Origin of the sequence: Bacillus sp. 3a (assembly GCF_017161885.1) — a bacterium.
Lineage (GTDB): Bacteria > Bacillota > Bacilli > Bacillales > Bacillaceae > Bacillus > Bacillus safensis.
The window spans coordinates 2,616,723-2,634,620 of sequence record NZ_CP067376.1 but is presented as its reverse complement, the minus strand read 5'-3'; the positions used below and the strand labels follow the sequence as shown (position 1 = coordinate 2,634,620).

The following is a 17,898-nucleotide window of genomic DNA, read 5'->3' as shown; positions in this document are numbered from 1 at the left end:
CGGATGGTGTCTGCATATGAAACTAAATAAAAAAGAACGTCAAAAGCTTCTCCAGCAAACGATCAGCTCGACTCCATTCATTACTGATGAAGAATTGGCAAGTAAATTCGGTGTCAGCATACAAACGGTTCGTCTTGATCGTTTAGAGCTGTCGATCCCTGAATTACGCGAAAGAATTAAGCATGTGGCCGAAAAGACATTAGAGGATGAAGTAAAGTCACTTCCACTGGATGAAGTGATTGGAGAAATGATTGATGTAGAGCTTGATGATCAAGCCATTTCCATTTTAGAAGTGAGAAAAGAGCATGTATTCAGCCGAAACCAAATTGCCAGGGGACATCATCTCTTCGCCCAGGCAAATTCGCTGGCAGTTGCCGTCATTGACGATGAACTGGCTTTGACAGCAAAAGCGAATATCAGGTTTACAAGGCAGGTGAAACAAGGCGAAAGAGTCGTCTCTAAAGCCAAAGTAGCCTCACATGATAAAGAAAAAGGAAGAACCGTAGTTGAAGTAAACAGCTATGTTGGTGAGGAAGTTGTCTTCTCAGGTGACTTCGTCATGTATCGCTCAAAACAAAAGTAAAAGGTGGCACGTAATATGAGAATTGCAGTCGATGCAATGGGGGGAGATCATGCCCCTAAAGCCATTATTGACGGTGTGCAAAAAAGCTTAACAGCATTTTCAGATATCGAGATTACACTTGTCGGCGATGAAAACAAAATTAAACCATACATAACAAACAACGACCGCATCACGATTTTAGATGCAAAAGAAGTCATTGAACCGACAGATGAACCAGTGCGTGCAGTCAGACGTAAAAAGGATTCATCTATGGTGAAAATGGCGCAGGAAGTATCCGAGGGACGAGCAGATGCCTGCATCTCAGCAGGAAATACTGGCGCCCTCATGACAGCGGGACTGTTTATCGTAGGCAGAATTGACGGTATTGACAGACCAGCCCTTGCCCCAACTTTGCCAACACTGGATGGCAGCGGCTTCTTATTACTAGATGTTGGTGCCAACGTTGATGCTAAACCAGAACATCTCGTGCAATATGCCATGATGGGATCCATCTACGCAGAGCGTGTTTTCCCAAAGAGCAATCCGCGTGTTGGACTGCTAAATGTAGGAACAGAAGATAAAAAAGGCAACGATTTAACGAAAAAAACCTTTGAATTATTAAAAGCTTCCGACTTGAATTTTGTAGGAAATGTAGAGTCCCGTGACTTATTAGAAGGTGTTGCTGACGTTGTTGTCACAGATGGTTTCACTGGAAATATTGCGCTTAAAACGATTGAGGGCACAGCCCTTTCTGTCTTTAAAATGCTGAAAGAAACCTTAACATCAAGCTTCACAGCAAAAATAGCAGCAGGCATGATGAAGCCGAAATTGATGCAGATGAAATCTAAAATGGATTACTCTGAATATGGCGGTGCTGCTTTATTTGGTTTAAAGGCACCTGTTATTAAAGCGCACGGCTCTTCTGATGAAAATGCCATTTTCCATGCAATTCGTCAGGCCCGTGATATCGTAGAAAAAGATGTTTCAGCTATCATTCATCAAGAAGTCCAAAAAGAAACGACGAAAGAGTCTTAATTGGAGGTAAAGCAGCATGACTAAAATTGCATTTTTATTCCCAGGCCAAGGCTCTCAAAAAATTGGCATGGGAAAAGATTTATTTGACCAAGAAGCAGTATCTAAAGCTGTTTTTGAAGAAGCAGACAATACCCTCGGGTTTGACTTATCTTCTATGATTTTTGAAGGGGATACAGAAGAACTGACGCTCACCTTTAACGCGCAGCCAGCTCTTTTAACGACAAGTATCGCCATCTTAAAGAAATTTGAAGAGAGCGGAATCAAAGCAGATTATGCAGCAGGACACAGTCTTGGTGAATACACTGCCCTTGTTGCAGCAGGCGCACTTTCGTTTAAAGATGCTGTTTATGCAGTCAGAAAGCGCGGAGAATTAATGAATGAAGCTGTTCCAGCAGGAGAAGGCGCCATGGCAGCAATTCTTGGCTTAGACAAAGCGGCACTTGAAGAAGTGACAAAAGAAGTGACAGAGAGCGGTCACCTTGTAGAGCTCGCTAACTTAAACTGTCCTGGTCAAATCGTGATCTCTGGTACAGCAAAAGGAGTAGAATTTGCTTCAGAGAAAGCGAAAGAAAAAGGCGCAAAACGTGCAATTGCCCTTGAAGTAAGCGGACCTTTCCATTCTGCATTAATGAAACCAGCCGCTGAAAAATTTACAGATGTTTTGTCAAAGCTGGACATTGCAGATGCGAAAACTCCGGTCATCTCAAACGTAACAGCAGACATCGTAACTTCTCGTGATGAAATTGAGACAAAGCTCATTGAACAACTGTATTCTCCAGTTCGTTTTGAAGAAAGTGTGGAACGCCTCATTGATTTAGGTGTGACAACATTTATTGAAATTGGTCCTGGCAAAGTGCTTTCAGGTCTTGTGAAAAAAGTGAATCGCCGTCTGACGACGATTTCCGTTTCAGATCAAGAAACAATTGAAGCAGCCATTCAAACACTCAAGGGGGATTCTTGATGCTTACAAATAAAACAGCCGTTGTAACAGGAGCATCACGCGGGATTGGTCGTTCCATCGCGATCGATCTAGCGAAAAGTGGTGCAAATGTTGTCGTGAACTATTCTGGAAACGAAGCAAAAGCAAATGAAGTCGTAGATGAAATCAAAGCACTCGGCCAGCAGGCATTTGCTGTGAAAGCTGATGTCTCAAATGCTGAAGAAGTACAATCCATGATGAAACAAGCAATTGATACCTTTGGTTCAATTGACATTCTTGTGAATAATGCAGGGATCACAAAGGACAACCTGCTCATGAGAATGAAAGAGAATGAATGGGATGATGTCATTAACATAAACTTAAAAGGTGTCTTTAACTGTACAAAAGCCGTGACACGTCAAATGATGAAGCAAAGAAGCGGAAGAATCATCAATTTGGCTTCAGTCGTTGGTGTGTGTGGTAACCCTGGACAAGCAAACTATGTTGCAGCAAAAGCTGGTGTCATCGGATTAACGAAAACAACAGCAAAAGAGCTGGCAACCCGTCATATTACTGTTAATGCAGTAGCACCAGGCTTTATTTCAACAGATATGACAGACAAGCTTGATGAAAATGTACAGACGGAAATGCTCAAGCAAATTCCGCTCGCACGCTTTGGTGCACCTGAAGATATTAGCAACGTCGTTGTCTTTTTAGCTTCAGAAGGAGCAGGTTATATTACAGGCCAAACCATCCAAGTAGATGGCGGAATGGTCATGTCCTAAGAAATATCAAAATTTCATTAGGTTTTCTCTAGTTTTTTAAAAACAATTCAACTATAATACTTTGAGGGGAGGTGAAAGGCAATGGCAGACGTATTAGAGCGTGTATCAAAAATTATTGTAGACCGCCTTGGCGTTGATGAGGCTGACGTGAAAATGGAAGCTTCATTTAAAGAAGATTTAGGCGCTGATTCCCTTGATGTAGTTGAGCTAGTTATGGAACTTGAAGATGAGTTCGATATGGAAATTTCTGACGAAGATGCTGAAAAAATTGCAACAGTCGGTGACGCTGTGAACTACATAAATAGCCAGCAATAAGCGTAACAAAGTCCCGTCTACTTTCGACGGGACTTTGAAAATTTATGTTAGTTTCAACACATTCAGCTGATCAATTGTCAGCCTTTTTCAGATGCTGGGAGCAATGTTTCCCTGCATGTAGAAAGAGAGACTCCATATAATCAGTATCCTTAAAGGCGATTACGCCTACCTGGAGGTTGCTATGCCAAAACAATATAAAGACAAACAGAAACAGAGCAAAAAACTAGAGCAATTTAGAGAATTCCAGCAGCGCATTTCTGTACACTTTAAAAATGAAAAGCTTCTATATCAAGCCTTTACCCATTCCTCTTATGTGAATGAACACCGGAAAAAGCCATACGAGGATAATGAAAGACTTGAATTTTTAGGAGATGCTGTTTTAGAATTGACCATTTCTCAATTCTTATTTGCAAAATATCCAGCGATGAGCGAGGGAGATTTAACGAAACTAAGAGCGGCGATCGTATGTGAACCGTCACTTGTATCACTGGCACACGAGCTGTCCTTCGGTGACCTTGTTCTTTTAGGAAAAGGCGAAGAAATGACAGGCGGCAGAAAACGCCCAGCACTCTTAGCGGACGTATTCGAGGCGTTTATCGGTGCACTTTATTTAGATCAAGGACTTGAGCCGGTTGAACGGTTCCTAGAAGCGTACGTTTATCCGAAAATTAACGATGGAGCATTCTCGCACGTCATGGACTTTAAAAGCCAGCTGCAAGAATTTGTACAGCGCGATGGAAAAGGTGTGCTTGAATACCGTATCCTGCATGAAAAAGGGCCTGCACACAACCGGGAATTTGAAGCAAATGTATCCCTTCGAGGTGAAGTGCTCGGAATTGGAAATGGACGCTCTAAAAAAGAAGCAGAACAGCACGCTGCACAGGAAGCACTTGCTAAATTGCAGAAACATCATATGAACCAATAAAATCCCCCTCGTTATTCAGGGGGATTTCACTCTGTTTTCCATCATCTTTTTTCACTTCATATGGTAAGATGATAGTACTTTAAATACATAAGGAGGATCACTCTCATGTTCCTCAAACGTTTAGACGTGATAGGATTCAAATCATTTGCACAGCGAGTGACCGTGGACTTTGTTAAAGGGGTCACAGCTGTTGTTGGACCAAACGGAAGCGGCAAAAGTAATATTACCGATGCCATCCGCTGGGTACTTGGAGAACAATCAGCGAAAAGCCTCCGCGGAGGAAAAATGGAAGATATCATTTTTGCAGGAAGTGACTCAAGAAAAAGAGTCAATCTAGCAGAGGTGACTTTAACGTTAGATAACGAAGATCACTTTTTACCGATCGATTTTCATGAAGTCAGTGTGACAAGAAGGGTTTATCGTTCAGGCGAAAGTGAATTTCTCATAAACAATCAATCTGTCCGCTTAAAGGATATTATTGATCTTTTCATGGATTCAGGTCTTGGAAAGGAAGCTTTTTCAATCATCAGCCAAGGAAAGGTAGAGGAAATTCTATCAAGCAAGGCAGAAGAGAGAAGAAGTATTTTTGAAGAAGCGGCTGGCGTTTTAAAATATAAAACAAGAAAGAAAAAAGCCGAAAATAAACTGTTTGAAACGCAGGACAACTTAAACCGAGTAGAAGATATTCTGCATGAACTAGAAGATCAAGTAGAACCATTAAGAATGCAAGCATCCATTGCAAAGGACTATTTGCAAAAAAAAGAAGAGCTTGAAAATGTCGAAATTGCCCTAACTGTCCATGACATCGAAGCACTTCATGAAAAATGGACAACACTTGGTGAAGCAGTCGAGCGCTTCAAACAAGATGAAATGAAGCAGTCTACAGATATCCAAGCAAAAGAAGCCAAAATTGAAGAGTCTAGAGACCGCATTCAAGCGCTTGACGAATCAATTAATGACCTGCAAGAAGTTCTTCTTTTCACAAGTGAAGAATTAGAAAAGCTTGAAGGTAAAAAAGAAGTGCTAAAAGAACGGAAAAAAAATGCGGCCGCAAACCAAGGACAGCTTGAAGAAACGCTCATTCGTTTAACTGAAAAGCAGTCGCTGTTAACCGAAAAGATTGAGCAGCAGAAAATCACTCGGGACAGCCTGCAAAAAGAAGTGCACCAGCTAAAAGATGAAGTGAAAACAAAGCAGCATCAACTGTCGCTTCATAGTGAAGATGTGGAAGGTCAAATTGAACAGCTGAAAAGCGATTATTTTGATCTGCTCAATGAACAGGCTTCCATCCGTAATGAACGTAAATTACTAGAAGAACAGCAGCGCCAAGCAGCGATGCAGCTAGAGCGGCTGACGCAAAATAACCAAAAACATATCGAAGAACGGGTGTCTGTTAAAGAAAAGAAAACAGAAGCTGAGCAGCAGCTTTCAGCACTGGAAGAAGACATTCTGGCTCAAGTCAAACGCTTTAGAGAAGCAGAACAAAAGCTTGAGCAAATAAAGCGTCAATACGAGAAAAAAGAAACGGCTCTTTACCAAGCCTATCAATACGTACAGCAGGCAAAATCCAAAAAAGAAATGCTTGAATCCATGCAGGAAGACTTCTCAGGTTTTTTCCAAGGAGTGAAAGAGGTCTTAAAGGCAAAAGAACGGTTAGGCGGTATTCATGGTGCCATTGCAGAGCTGATTCAAACGGATCAGCAGTATGAGACAGCGATTGAAATTGCGCTAGGTGCAGCGACGCAGCACGTCGTTACAGAAAATGAAGCAGCTGCGAGACAAGCGATTGGTTACTTAAAGCAGCACTCCTTTGGACGTGCAACCTTCCTGCCAATGAACGTGATCAAAGAAAGAACAATTCAGCTCAGAGATGTTCAAACAGCAGAGCAGCACGGTGCATTTATCGGCGTAGCGAGTCACCTCGTTTCTTTTGACGAAAAGTATCAAAAGGTGATTCAGAATTTGCTTGGAACTGTGCTGATCGTTAGAGACTTAAAAGGCGCCAATGAACTGGCGAAAATGCTTGGACATCGTTACCGCATCGTGACCCTTGATGGAGATGTCGTAAACCCCGGCGGTTCAATGACTGGTGGCGGCGTAAAGAAAAAGAACAACTCTCTTCTTTCAAGAAACCGGGAGATCGAAACGTTAACAAAGCAACTCGTTGAAATGGAAGAGAAAACAACGATCCTTGAAAAAGAAACAAAAGAAACAAAGCAATTGATCGGAGCTAACGAAGGCCAATTAAACGAACTGCGTCAGCGCGGCGAAACGCTTCGTGAAAAGCAGCAAGATCTCAAAGGGAAGCTATACGAACTGCAAGTTGCAGAAAAAAATATCAATGCTCATCTTGAGCTCTATGATCAAGAAAAAGAAGAATTGCAGCAGCGTTCTACTGAACTCGCGGATAAGGACAAAAAGCAGGTCGCTCTAGAAGCCTCTATAGGTGAGAAACTGACGGCTCTTGATCAAGAAATCAATACATTAACAAAGCGTAAGCAGACGCAAAGCTCAACGAAGGAAACCATTTCAGCTGAATTAACAGAGCTGAAAATCTCGCTTGCCAAAAAAGAGCAGTCCTTAGCGAATGAACAAGAAAAGCTTTCGAGCTTAATGGCTGAATTAGAAGAGGCTGAACAGACGCTGATGGAAACAAAAGAAGATCTGTCACTCTTAACAAGTGAAATGTCATCTAGTTCAAGCGGAGCCGAACAGCTGGAAGAAGCGGCGAAAGAGAAGCTGGAAAACAAAAACAAAACAACCGCCCTCATTTCAGAGCGTCGTAAGCAGCGTCTCGCTCTTTCTGAAACATTAGAATTCGCTGAACGTGAGCTTAAAGAACAAAAACGTTTGTATAAGCAGCTCACCACAAGCTTAAAAGATGAAGAGATTAAGCTTGGCCGTATGGAAGTCGAGCTCGATAACCTGATCGCTTATTTGAACGATGAATATGCTCTTTCATTTGAAGGAGCAAAAGAGATGTATCAGTTGACGTTATCGCCAGATGAAGCAAGAAAACGAGTGAAGCTGATCAAACTAGCGATTGAAGAGCTTGGAACAGTGAACTTAGGCAGCATTGACGAGTATGAACGTGTGAATGAACGCTATCTCTTCTTAACAGAACAGCGAAATGATCTGACAGAAGCAAAAAATACATTATTCCAAGTCATCGAAGAAATGGATCAAGAGATGACAAAGCGTTTCTCTGAGACATTCTCTCAAATCCGCGGGCATTTTGAATCTGTTTTCCAAGCATTATTTGGCGGTGGGAGAGCAGATCTTAAGCTGACAGATCCAAATGATTTACTCAACTCTGGCGTTGATATTGTCGCGCAGCCGCCAGGGAAAAAACTGCAAAACTTAAGCCTTCTTTCAGGCGGAGAGAGAGCCTTAACAGCGATCGCTTTACTATTCTCTATTTTAAAAGTGAGACCTGTTCCATTCTGCGTGTTAGATGAGGTAGAAGCGGCACTTGATGAAGCAAATGTTTTCCGTTTTGCGCAATATTTAAAGAAATACAGCCAGGAAACACAGTTCATTGTCATTACGCACCGCAAGGGAACAATGGAAGAAGCCGATGTGCTCTACGGCGTGACCATGCAGGAATCAGGTGTTTCTAAGCTTGTATCTGTCAAACTAGAAGAAACGAAAGAGCTTGTCCAGTAATTAAAGGAGGTTTTTGAACCAATGAGCTTTTTTAAGAAATTAAAAGAAAAATTTACGCAGCAAACCGATTCAGTATCAGAAAAGTTTAAAGATGGACTCGAAAAAACGAGAAACTCCTTCCAAGGAAAAGTAAATGAACTGATTTCCCGCTATCGCAAGGTCGACGAAGACTTTTTTGAAGAGCTGGAAGAGGTTCTGATTGGAGCTGATGTCGGTTTCACAACTGTGATGGAACTGATTGATGAGCTGAAAAAAGAAGTGAAATTAAGAAACATTCAAGACCCAAGCGAAGTACAAGCGGTCATTTCTGAAAAACTGGTTGATATCTACAATAGCGGAGAGGAACAAATCTCTGCGCTGAACATTGAAGACGGGCGTTTGAATATCATTTTATTTGTAGGCGTCAACGGTGTTGGGAAAACAACGACGATCGGCAAGCTTGCAAACAAGCTGAAAAATGAAGGGAAATCCGTCATTTTAGCAGCAGGTGATACGTTCCGTGCCGGTGCCATCGAGCAGCTTGAAGTGTGGGGAGAGCGTTCAGGTGTTCCTGTCGTCAAACAAACAGCAGGCTCTGATCCAGCAGCGGTGATCTATGATGCCGTTCAATCAGCAAAAGCGAAAAATGCGGATGTCCTCATCTGCGATACAGCAGGAAGACTTCAAAACAAAGTCAACTTGATGAAAGAGCTGGAGAAGGTCAAGAGAGTCATTGAGCGCGAGGTTCCTGATGCACCTCATGAAGTATTGCTCGCTCTTGATGCGACAACGGGTCAAAACGCCATGGCACAAGCCAAGGAATTTTCTAAAGCGACAAATGTGACAGGGATTGCTTTAACAAAGCTTGACGGTACTGCAAAAGGCGGGATCGTTCTTGCGATTCGAAATGAGCTGAACATTCCCGTGAAGCTTGTTGGTTTAGGTGAAAAGGTGGACGATCTGCAAGAGTTTGATGCAGAATCGTATGTGTATGGATTATTCTCAGACGTAATTGATCAACAAGACTAACAAAAAAATGCCGGCGAAACTGCTGGCATTTTTATTTATACGCCGCTTCATGAAGTGACAAGATAAAAACTTGACACTCAGAAGAGAACCGTGTAAACTTAGTTGATGTAAAGGGAATGAACTTAACAAAGGGGAGAGAGCCCATGACGCTTGAAAAAACAACGAGAATGAATTACTTGTTTGACTTCTATCAATCGTTGTTGACCGCAAAGCAAAAGAGCTACATGTCGCTTTACTACCTAGACGATTTTTCCCTCGGTGAAATTGCGGATGAATATGAAGTATCAAGGCAGGCTGTTTATGATAATATTAAACGGACTGAAGCGATGCTTGAACAATATGAAGAAAAGCTGCTCTTGTTTAAGAAATTTAAAGAGCGTAAAGAACTTCTCAAAAAAATGAGAGAGCTTGTAGCTGATTCTGCGCAAACAGAAGAAGCAGAAGCTTTAATTGAATCGCTTGAGAAATTAGATTAGGAGGCGGCACAGTATGGCATTTGAAGGATTAGCCGACCGACTGCAGCAGACGATTTCAAAAATCCGCGGCAAAGGAAAAGTGTCAGAGCAAGATGTAAAAGAAATGATGCGCGAGGTACGCCTTGCCCTTCTTGAAGCTGACGTCAATTTTAAAGTAGTCAAAGACTTTGTGAAAAAAGTAAGTGAGCGGGCAGTTGGACAAGAGGTCATGAAAAGCCTTACCCCTGGACAGCAGGTCATTAAAGTTGTAAAAGAAGAACTCACTGAATTAATGGGCGGAGAAGAGAGTAAGATCGCTGTAGCGAAAAAATCTCCGACCGTCATTATGATGGTTGGTCTTCAAGGGGCAGGTAAAACAACCACAACTGGGAAGCTTGCCAATTTACTTCGCAAAAAACATAATCGCAAGCCGATGATGGTGGCTGCTGATATTTACCGACCAGCAGCAATCCAGCAGCTTCAAACGCTCGGGAAACAGCTTGATATGCCGGTGTTTTCATTAGGTGATCAAGTCAGCCCTGTCGAAATTGCCAAACAGGCAATTGAAAAAGCGAAAGAAGAACACCATGATTATGTCATTTTAGATACAGCAGGACGTCTTCATATCGATGAAGAATTAATGGATGAACTTCAGAAAGTAAAAGAAGTAGCGAATCCAGAAGAAATTTTCCTAGTTGTTGACTCTATGACAGGTCAAGATGCGGTCAATGTCGCAAAAAGCTTTAATGAACAGCTTGGTTTAACAGGTGTCGTTCTCACAAAACTAGATGGTGATACAAGAGGCGGTGCAGCACTTTCTATTCGAGCTGTCACCAATACGCCGATTAAATTCGCTGCACTAGGAGAAAAGCTTGATGCGATTGAACCATTCCATCCAGAGCGGATGGCATCAAGAATTCTTGGCATGGGAGATGTGCTCACGCTGATTGAAAAAGCACAGGCAAACGTCGACCAAGATAAAGCGAAAGAGCTTGAGCAAAAAATGCGGACAATGAGCTTCACGCTCGATGATTTCCTCGAGCAGCTTGGCCAAGTTCGAAATATGGGTCCACTTGATGAACTGATCCAAATGATGCCGGGAGCCGGTAAAATGAAAGGGCTCAAAAACGTCCAAGTAGACGAAAAGCAGCTCAATCACATCGAAGCGATCATTAAATCAATGACGACTCAGGAAAAAGAACAGCCAGAGGTCATCAATGCAAGCCGAAGAAAACGGATTGCAAAAGGAAGCGGAACATCTGTACAGGAAGTCAATCGCCTTTTAAAGCAATTTGATGAAATGAAAAAGATGATGAAGCAAATGACCAACATGTCCAAAGGAAAGAAAAAGGGCTTTAAATTACCATTTATGTAATTGGTTATACATGATAAAACCGTTGTTAAGAAAAAACACTTTACCAACCCTTTTATCATTGTTAATATACTATCTTGTTGAAATATTTTCGGAGGTGCTAGTAAAATGGCAGTAAAAATTCGTTTAAAACGTATGGGAGCAAAAAAATCTCCTTTCTATCGTATTGTTGTAGCAGATTCTCGTTCACCACGTGACGGTCGTTTCATCGAAACAGTTGGAACTTACAACCCAGTGGTATCACCAGCTGAGGTGAAAATCAACGAAGAATTAGCGCTTAAATGGCTTCAAAATGGTGCGAAACCATCTGATACAGTTCGCAACCTTTTCTCAAGCCAAGGAATTCTTGAAAAATTTCATAATGCGAAAAACAGCAAATAATGAATGAGCTGTCCTTGGAAGAATTGATTGTGTCCATCGTCGAGCCACTTGTTGATTTCCCTGAAGATATTCACGTATCTTCATTAGAAAAAGATGAGCAGGTGATTTACACACTGTCTGTCAATGCTGAAGATACCGGAAAAGTGATCGGAAAGCAGGGACGTACAGCAAAAGCGATACGAACAGTCATTTTTGCAGCAAGTGCAGAGTCTTCTAAGAAAGTTCAACTTGAGATTGCTGACTAAAAAGGGAGAGGGCTTAGGACCTCCCCTTTTTTTACACGTTTAAATCTATTTTTCGTTATACTGTAGAGGACAAATGCCTTCGGATAGGGGGACAAAAAGGAAGATGCAGATCATTCAACATGTCACCGTGATGCAAGTATTAACTGAAAGCAGTAAGGACAAACTGTTAACGACTTTTTTGGAGAAAAAAGAAAGACTAGAACGTGAATGCAATCAACTATATTTTCAACTAAAAAAACATGAAAAAGAACCACATCAGCAAGAAGCCATCCCTCAATTTCAAAAAGCGATCGATAAAAGGCAAGAGAAGATCCGGCAAATTGATTTTCAAGTAGAGCAGCTGCATATTTTGCCGCTTGGAAGTGAAATGAAAGAAACAGAAGTGGATGCATTGGTTGAAGTAAAAATAGGTGATAAATGGGATGACAAGATGCAAGACAATGTCATCGTCGTGAAAGACGGCACCATTGTGGAAATACGTCAGGGGTGATTGAGAACATGGAGCTAGAATGGTTGAATGTTGGAAAGATCGTCAATACACACGGAGTGCGCGGAGAAGTACGCGTCGTGTCAAAGACGGATTTCCCAGAAGAGCGCTACAAAAAGGGAAGCGTCCTCTATATTTTTAAGCAAGGTCAAAGCGAGCCGCTGAAAGTGACTGTCGCATCACATCGCCAGCACAAACAGTTTGATTTGATCACATTTGAAGAAATCAGCTCATTAAATGAAGCAGAGCATTTGAAAGAATCAATCTTAAAGGTAGAAAAAGAACATCTTGGGTCATTAGACGAAGGAGAATTTTATTTCCACCAAATCATTGGCTGTGAAGTATACGATGAAGAGGACAAGCTGATCGGTCAAATCAAAGAAATCCTTACGCCAGGGGCAAATGATGTGTGGGTGGTTGGAAGAAAAGGCAAAAAAGATGCCCTCATTCCATATATACCATCTGTCGTCAAAAAGATCGATATCTCATCCAAAACCGTACACATTGAAGTGATGGAAGGACTTATTGACGAATGAAAATCGATTTCTTAACCCTTTTTCCTGAAATGTTCGAAGGTGTGCTTCACTCATCGATCTTAAAAAAAGCACAGGAGAAAGAAGCTGTCTCATTTCAAGTCGTCAATTTTAGAGAGTATTCGGATCATAAGCATAAAACAGTGGATGACTATCCGTATGGCGGCGGTGCTGGTATGGTACTGAAAGCGCAGCCCGTATTTGATGCGGTAGAAGATTTAACGAAAAAAGCAAGCACGAAACCACGAATCATTCTTGTTTGTCCTCAAGGGGAAAGATATACACAAAAGAAAGCAGAGGAACTTGCAAAAGAAGAGCATCTTATGTTCATTTGCGGCCACTATGAAGGCTACGATGAGCGCATCAGGGAGCATCTTGTCACAGATGAGATTTCAATCGGAGATTTCGTCCTCACAGGCGGAGAGCTGCCAGCGATGATGATTGCAGACAGTGTGGTCAGGCTTTTGCCTCATGTGCTTGGAAAAGAAGCGTCTCACATCGAAGATTCATTCAGTACAGGTCTGCTTGAGCACCCGCACTATACAAGGCCAGCGGATTATAAAGGACTAAAAGTGCCGGATGTGCTTCTCTCTGGAAATCATGCCAAAATTGAAGAGTGGCGGCGCAAAGAATCCTTGAAGCGAACCTATACAAGAAGGCCAGATTTGATCGATTCTTGCAAAACATTAACGGATGAAGAAAAAAGATGGCTTTGGCAGCTTCATAATGACTAGATTGTATTGCACACGGCATAGAGGTATGGTATGATACTACTTGTGACTTGGACGGCTTGCTGATCCAAGTTTGAAAACGATGTTCCGCTGCAATGAAGAAAGAGGACATGAGCATCTGTTGGAAGGAGTTGAAAACGATGCAACATTTGATTGAAGAAATCACAAAAGAACAATTACGCACTGATCTTCCTGCGTTCCGTCCTGGTGACACTTTACGTGTACACGTTAAAGTTGTCGAGGGTACTCGTGAGCGTATCCAGATCTTTGAAGGTGTTGTAATTAAGCGTCGTGGTGGTGGAATCAGCGAAACTTTCACAGTTCGTAAGATCTCTTACGGTGTAGGCGTTGAGCGTACATTCCCTGTACACACACCAAAAATCGCTAAGATCGAAGTTGTACGTCACGGTAAGGTACGTCGTGCGAAACTTTACTACCTACGTGAACTTCGCGGTAAAGCGGCTCGTATCAAAGAAATCAGACGATAATGATATCAAAGGAAAGAGCTTGTTACCTGTAACAGGCTCTTTTTTTGTACAATGTATAAAGATAATGGTAGAAGAAAGAAGGTGCACCTATGACGATTCAATGGTTTCCAGGCCATATGGCAAAAGCAAGACGTGAAGTCACAGAAAAATTAAAGCTCATCGACATCGTATTTGAATTAACCGATGCAAGAATTCCGATGTCCTCTAGAAACCCAATGATCGAAGAAATCCTTCAAAACAAACCCAAAATCATGCTCTTAAACAAAGCAGATAAAGCAGATCCTCGTATGACAAAGGAGTGGCAGGCGCATTTTGAGCAGCAAGGCGTTCGGTCACTTGCCATTAACTCTGTCGATGGACAAGGGTTAAATCAGATCATCACGACTTCAAAAGAAATTTTAAAAGAAAAATTCGACCGCATGAAAGCAAAAGGCGTCAAACCACGTGCAATTCGAGCACTGATTATCGGGATTCCCAACGTCGGCAAATCGACCTTAATCAATCGTTTAGCAAAAAAGAACATTGCCAAAACAGGAGATCGGCCTGGTATTACGACATCACAGCAATGGGTAAAGGTAGGGAAAGAACTAGAACTGCTCGATACCCCTGGAATCCTCTGGCCGAAGTTTGAAGATGAGCAAGTAGGACTCAGACTTGCGGTGACTGGAGCGATCAAAGATTCGATCATCAATTTACAGGATGTCGCTGTGTATGCCCTTCGTTTTCTAGAAGAGAACTACCCAGAGCGATTAAAAAAACGCTATGACCTAGCGGAGATACCTGAAGATACGGTTGAGCTGTTTGATGCAATTGGCACTAAGCGCGGCTGTCTAATGAGCGGGGGATTCATAAACTATGACAAAACCACCGAAATCATTATTCGGGACATTCGAACAGAAAAATTTGGTCCCCTCACTTTTGAGAAGCCTGAAAGCTAAAAGACACGCAGCTCATGCGGGTCTTTATTTTTTGTGAAAAACTGCCGATATAAAGAAGGAGGCTGCGAAAAAGCCTATGTACACGGTGAAACAAATAAAAGAACTTATAGAAAAGCATGCAGGCGACGAGTCCTACATTCGCGAGCTTGTGAAAGATGATACGAGAAAAAGTGTCCAAAAACTGATAGAAAAGTGGCACAAAGAGAGAGAAAAGCAGCAAGCACTTCACGTGGCATGGGATGACATGCTGCAATTTGAAAACAAAGCAAAGGCGCAAGGATACACATGTATTGCTGGAATAGATGAAGCAGGAAGAGGACCGCTTGCCGGCCCAGTTGTGGCAGCAGCCGTTATATTAAAGGAAAATACAGTCCTGCTCGGTTTAAACGACTCAAAGCAATTATCTGAGAAAAAAAGATTGGCTTATTATGATTTAATTCAAAAAGAAGCACTTGATATCGGAATCGGCATTGTTGATGCGGCTACGATTGATGAAATCAATATTTATGAAGCATCAAGACTGGCGATGGTAAGAGCTGTAGAGCAGTTAACTCATACACCTGATTATCTACTCATAGATGCCATGACACTCCCGCTTTCTACTCACCAAGAGAATATCATCAAAGGAGATGCAAAAAGTGCATCCATTGCAGCAGGTGCATGTATTGCAAAGGTGACAAGAGATCAGATGATGGAAGAGTACGGGCGTAAGTATCCTGAGTATCAATTTGAAAAACATAAAGGGTACGGAACGAAAGAGCACCTGGCTGCGATTCAAACACACGGTGCTACCCCCATCCACCGGTTATCGTTTGCGCCAGTGAAATCTGTTATATCATAAATTTTAATCTAAGGAGGCTGCCTGTGATGACAAGAGTTGAGGACATACATACAGCACTGAATAGCCGGCTGAATACGGCCGAATCGGTTCCATTAAACACCGAAGGGAAGGATAATGTTCATCGGCTGATTCTCGGTAAAGTACTAAAAATGCTTGGAGATGATACAGCCCTTGTTCAAATAGGTTCAACGAAAATAAAAGCACAGCTGGCGGCTCAGCTTAAAGCAGACGCATTTTATTGGTTCCAATTTGAACAAGAGGGTGGAGGCAGCCTCAATAAACTAAGACCCGTTCAGCAATTTGACCAAGATCCTAAGACATTAAAGGATGCAGCAGTCAAACTATTAGAAGGTCTCTCACTGAAAAATGGGCTTGAAAACATGCTGACAGCTACAGCTTTTTTAAAGGAAAAGTCCGTCATCAACGAAGGAGAGTTAAAAACGGCAGTGAAGTGGATCGAACAGCTTCAAGGAGCTGATGTGAAGAAAGGGCTCCAGGCCCTCCTCTTTGCTTTAAAGAAAGATTTACCGATCCAGCAAGGGGTGCTTCAATCTATTTTAGCCGTAAAATCACCCTCTGCCCTTCATCAGGATATAACAGCACTATTAAATCAATTAACACAGCTTCCGAAGCACACAGATGCCACACAGACCCTTATACAAGCCGTTCGGTCAGTTGTAGATGCAGAGACAGCCGTCCATGCAGAAAAGCTCTTATCGGTCCTTCTAGCAGCGAGAGAAGGCGAGGCGAAGCAAGGTGGCAATTCACCAGTAACGACTCAGCTCAATCCTTCTCAGCAAAAAGAAAATAGCCATGCCGCAATCGTTCAAGAGCGTCAGCCGTCCCAAGTTCCTCAGACAAACGTGCAGCAGTCAACAAGTCCAAAAGAAGAGCTGCAAATCCCGCCTCAGCAAATTGAGCGGATACTGGCAAGTTTGATGAAACAAGGTGCAGACGGGCAGCAAGAACCTAACTTAAAACAGCTCACAGCATTGCTGCACGGGCTCCAGCAGGCAGGATCTCAGCCTGACGCAAAAGCAGCTGTGCTTCAAAAAGAGTTTCCCTTCCTGTCAAAAAGAGAGGCAAAAGCTTTGGCCCAGGTAGTGCAGCAGACAGAACCAACATTAAGTAATAAAACCGATGTGCTCGATTTACTTATGACGATGAAAAAGGCAATAGGTGTACGTGATGAAATTGGTATGCTGAAACTGCTTGAAAAAGGCAGCCAGGATGTCAAAAGTCAGGAGCTACACCAATTAAAGCTCACCTTAAATGATGTGAGGCAGGCGGATTTACCAGAGCCCGTTAAAAAAGAAGTGGATCAATTGTTTCATAGATTGAATGGACAGTTATTTGTGCAGCAGGAGAACCAAACCGTCAGTCAAATGATGATTTCCTATCCGCTTTTCTCAAAACATAGTGTTCAAGATTTAACCTTTATTCTAAAAGGACATAAGAAAAAGGATGGCTCTATTGATATTTCTCAGTGCCGCCTCATGTTTTACTTAAACATGGAAAACCTTGAAGAAACCTTAATAGACTGTACGATTCAGCAAAAGGTCATGTCCATTACTGTCGAGACAGCCCATGAACTGCAAGGCACCATTAATCCAATGATTCCGGCTGTTCGAGAGAATTTAAATGCGCTAGGATACAGCTTAACGGGAATTACAGCAAAAAAGAGACAAGAGCCAGTAGATCCGTCTCAATTTCTAGATGAACACTTTCATAAAATCAGCGAGAAAGGGCTGGACTTACGAGTATGAAGGATTCAAAACCGCTTAGAAGAGCGGTCGCTCTGCATTACGATGAAGAAAAACAAAAGGCGCCAAAAGTCGTTGCAACAGGCAGCGGCTATGTGGCAGATCATATTATTGAAGAAGCAAAAAAGTCGGGAGTCCCAATCCAGGAAGACCGTAATTTAGTCGAACTCATGCGCCACTTAACATTAGATGAGGAGATCCCTGAAGCGTTATACGATACTGTAGCAGAAATTTTTTCGTTTATCTACAGGTTAGATCAAAAAATGAAAAAATAAGGTAAAATAAGTGATTTGGCTGAAAAATTTATATTTTTAATAAAATAAAAGTTTGAATGTTTAGAAGGATTTTACGATTTTACATAGAACCCTAGACATTCTCTTTTTTATTCTTTAAAATGAAAGCGCAGTCTATTTTATAATTTTTGTTTCTACATATGTTGGGAGGATGGG

Annotated in this window: 20 protein-coding genes; all 20 read left to right on the top strand. The window is 42.1% G+C overall.

Annotated elements, in window-relative coordinates:
• Positions 1–16 precede the first annotated feature (16 nt).
• The gene (gene fapR, locus JJ692_RS13365; protein WP_024424199.1) at positions 17–583 is read left to right on the top strand and encodes a transcription factor FapR; all 567 of its coding nucleotides are present in this window, start codon (positions 17–19) and stop codon (positions 581–583) included.
• Between the two features lie 15 nt (positions 584–598).
• Complete coding sequence (gene plsX / locus JJ692_RS13360; protein WP_024426965.1) at positions 599–1,597, top strand: phosphate acyltransferase PlsX; 999 nt, start codon at positions 599–601, stop codon at positions 1,595–1,597.
• 16 nt (positions 1,598–1,613) lie between these two features.
• Positions 1,614–2,558, top strand: a complete 945-nt coding sequence (gene fabD / locus JJ692_RS13355; RefSeq protein ID WP_206533872.1) for an ACP S-malonyltransferase — start codon at positions 1,614–1,616, stop codon at positions 2,556–2,558.
• Complete coding sequence (gene fabG, locus JJ692_RS13350; RefSeq protein WP_025092570.1) at positions 2,558–3,301, top strand: 3-oxoacyl-[acyl-carrier-protein] reductase; 744 nt, start codon at positions 2,558–2,560, stop codon at positions 3,299–3,301. The genes fabD and fabG overlap by 1 nt, the downstream gene beginning before the upstream one ends.
• Positions 3,302–3,382: 81 nt before the next feature.
• Positions 3,383–3,616: an acyl carrier protein gene (acpP, locus tag JJ692_RS13345; RefSeq protein WP_003212028.1), complete on the top strand. Its 234-nt coding sequence runs from the start codon at positions 3,383–3,385 to the stop codon at positions 3,614–3,616.
• Positions 3,617–3,797: 181 nt separating this feature from the next.
• A complete protein-coding gene (gene rnc / locus JJ692_RS13340; protein WP_008344850.1) occupies positions 3,798–4,541 on the top strand; it encodes a ribonuclease III in 744 nt (247 codons plus the stop codon).
• A gap of 105 nt (positions 4,542–4,646) precedes the next feature.
• Positions 4,647–8,207, top strand: coding sequence for a chromosome segregation protein SMC (gene smc / locus JJ692_RS13335; RefSeq protein ID WP_122631400.1), 3,561 nt, complete (start codon positions 4,647–4,649; stop codon positions 8,205–8,207).
• Between the two features lie 21 nt (positions 8,208–8,228).
• Complete coding sequence (gene ftsY, locus JJ692_RS13330) at positions 8,229–9,215, top strand: signal recognition particle-docking protein FtsY (protein ID WP_024424194.1); 987 nt, start codon at positions 8,229–8,231, stop codon at positions 9,213–9,215.
• A 143-nt stretch (positions 9,216–9,358) separates the two neighbouring features.
• Positions 9,359–9,691 carry a putative DNA-binding protein gene (locus tag JJ692_RS13325; protein ID WP_012009935.1) on the top strand — a complete coding sequence of 111 codons (333 nt, stop codon included), beginning with the start codon at positions 9,359–9,361 and terminating at the stop codon, positions 9,689–9,691.
• A gap of 13 nt (positions 9,692–9,704) precedes the next feature.
• Entirely contained in the window at positions 9,705–11,045 is a 1,341-nt protein-coding gene (gene ffh / locus JJ692_RS13320) for a signal recognition particle protein (RefSeq protein WP_024426967.1), read from the top strand.
• A 105-nt stretch (positions 11,046–11,150) separates the two neighbouring features.
• Positions 11,151–11,423 (top strand): 30S ribosomal protein S16, encoded by a 273-nt coding sequence (gene rpsP, locus JJ692_RS13315; RefSeq protein WP_008344841.1) that lies wholly within the window; start codon positions 11,151–11,153, stop codon positions 11,421–11,423.
• On the top strand, positions 11,423–11,668 hold the full coding sequence (locus JJ692_RS13310) for a KH domain-containing protein (RefSeq protein WP_024424192.1): 246 nt from the start codon (positions 11,423–11,425) through the stop codon (positions 11,666–11,668). Before rpsP ends, JJ692_RS13310 begins: the two co-directional genes overlap by 1 nt.
• 103 nt (positions 11,669–11,771) lie before the next feature.
• Positions 11,772–12,158 (top strand): YlqD family protein, encoded by a 387-nt coding sequence (locus JJ692_RS13305; RefSeq protein WP_024424191.1) that lies wholly within the window; start codon positions 11,772–11,774, stop codon positions 12,156–12,158.
• An 8-nt stretch (positions 12,159–12,166) separates the two neighbouring features.
• Positions 12,167–12,691, top strand: a complete 525-nt coding sequence (gene rimM / locus JJ692_RS13300; protein WP_044330677.1) for a ribosome maturation factor RimM — start codon at positions 12,167–12,169, stop codon at positions 12,689–12,691.
• A complete protein-coding gene (gene trmD, locus JJ692_RS13295; protein WP_024424189.1) occupies positions 12,688–13,422 on the top strand; it encodes a tRNA (guanosine(37)-N1)-methyltransferase TrmD in 735 nt (244 codons plus the stop codon). The genes rimM and trmD overlap by 4 nt, the downstream gene beginning before the upstream one ends.
• Positions 13,423–13,559: 137 nt before the next feature.
• Positions 13,560–13,907, top strand: a complete 348-nt coding sequence (gene rplS / locus JJ692_RS13290) for a 50S ribosomal protein L19 (RefSeq protein ID WP_008354510.1) — start codon at positions 13,560–13,562, stop codon at positions 13,905–13,907.
• 89 nt (positions 13,908–13,996) lie between these two features.
• Positions 13,997–14,845 (top strand): ribosome biogenesis GTPase YlqF, encoded by an 849-nt coding sequence (gene ylqF, locus JJ692_RS13285; protein ID WP_024424188.1) that lies wholly within the window; start codon positions 13,997–13,999, stop codon positions 14,843–14,845.
• Positions 14,846–14,921: 76 nt separating this feature from the next.
• Complete coding sequence (locus tag JJ692_RS13280; protein WP_206533871.1) at positions 14,922–15,686, top strand: ribonuclease HII; 765 nt, start codon at positions 14,922–14,924, stop codon at positions 15,684–15,686.
• Between the two features lie 26 nt (positions 15,687–15,712).
• A complete protein-coding gene (locus JJ692_RS13275; RefSeq protein ID WP_122631399.1) occupies positions 15,713–17,452 on the top strand; it encodes a glycosyltransferase in 1,740 nt (579 codons plus the stop codon).
• Positions 17,449–17,724: a FlhB-like flagellar biosynthesis protein gene (locus JJ692_RS13270; protein WP_003211418.1), complete on the top strand. Its 276-nt coding sequence runs from the start codon at positions 17,449–17,451 to the stop codon at positions 17,722–17,724. The genes JJ692_RS13275 and JJ692_RS13270 overlap by 4 nt, the downstream gene beginning before the upstream one ends.
• Positions 17,725–17,898 lie beyond the last annotated feature (174 nt).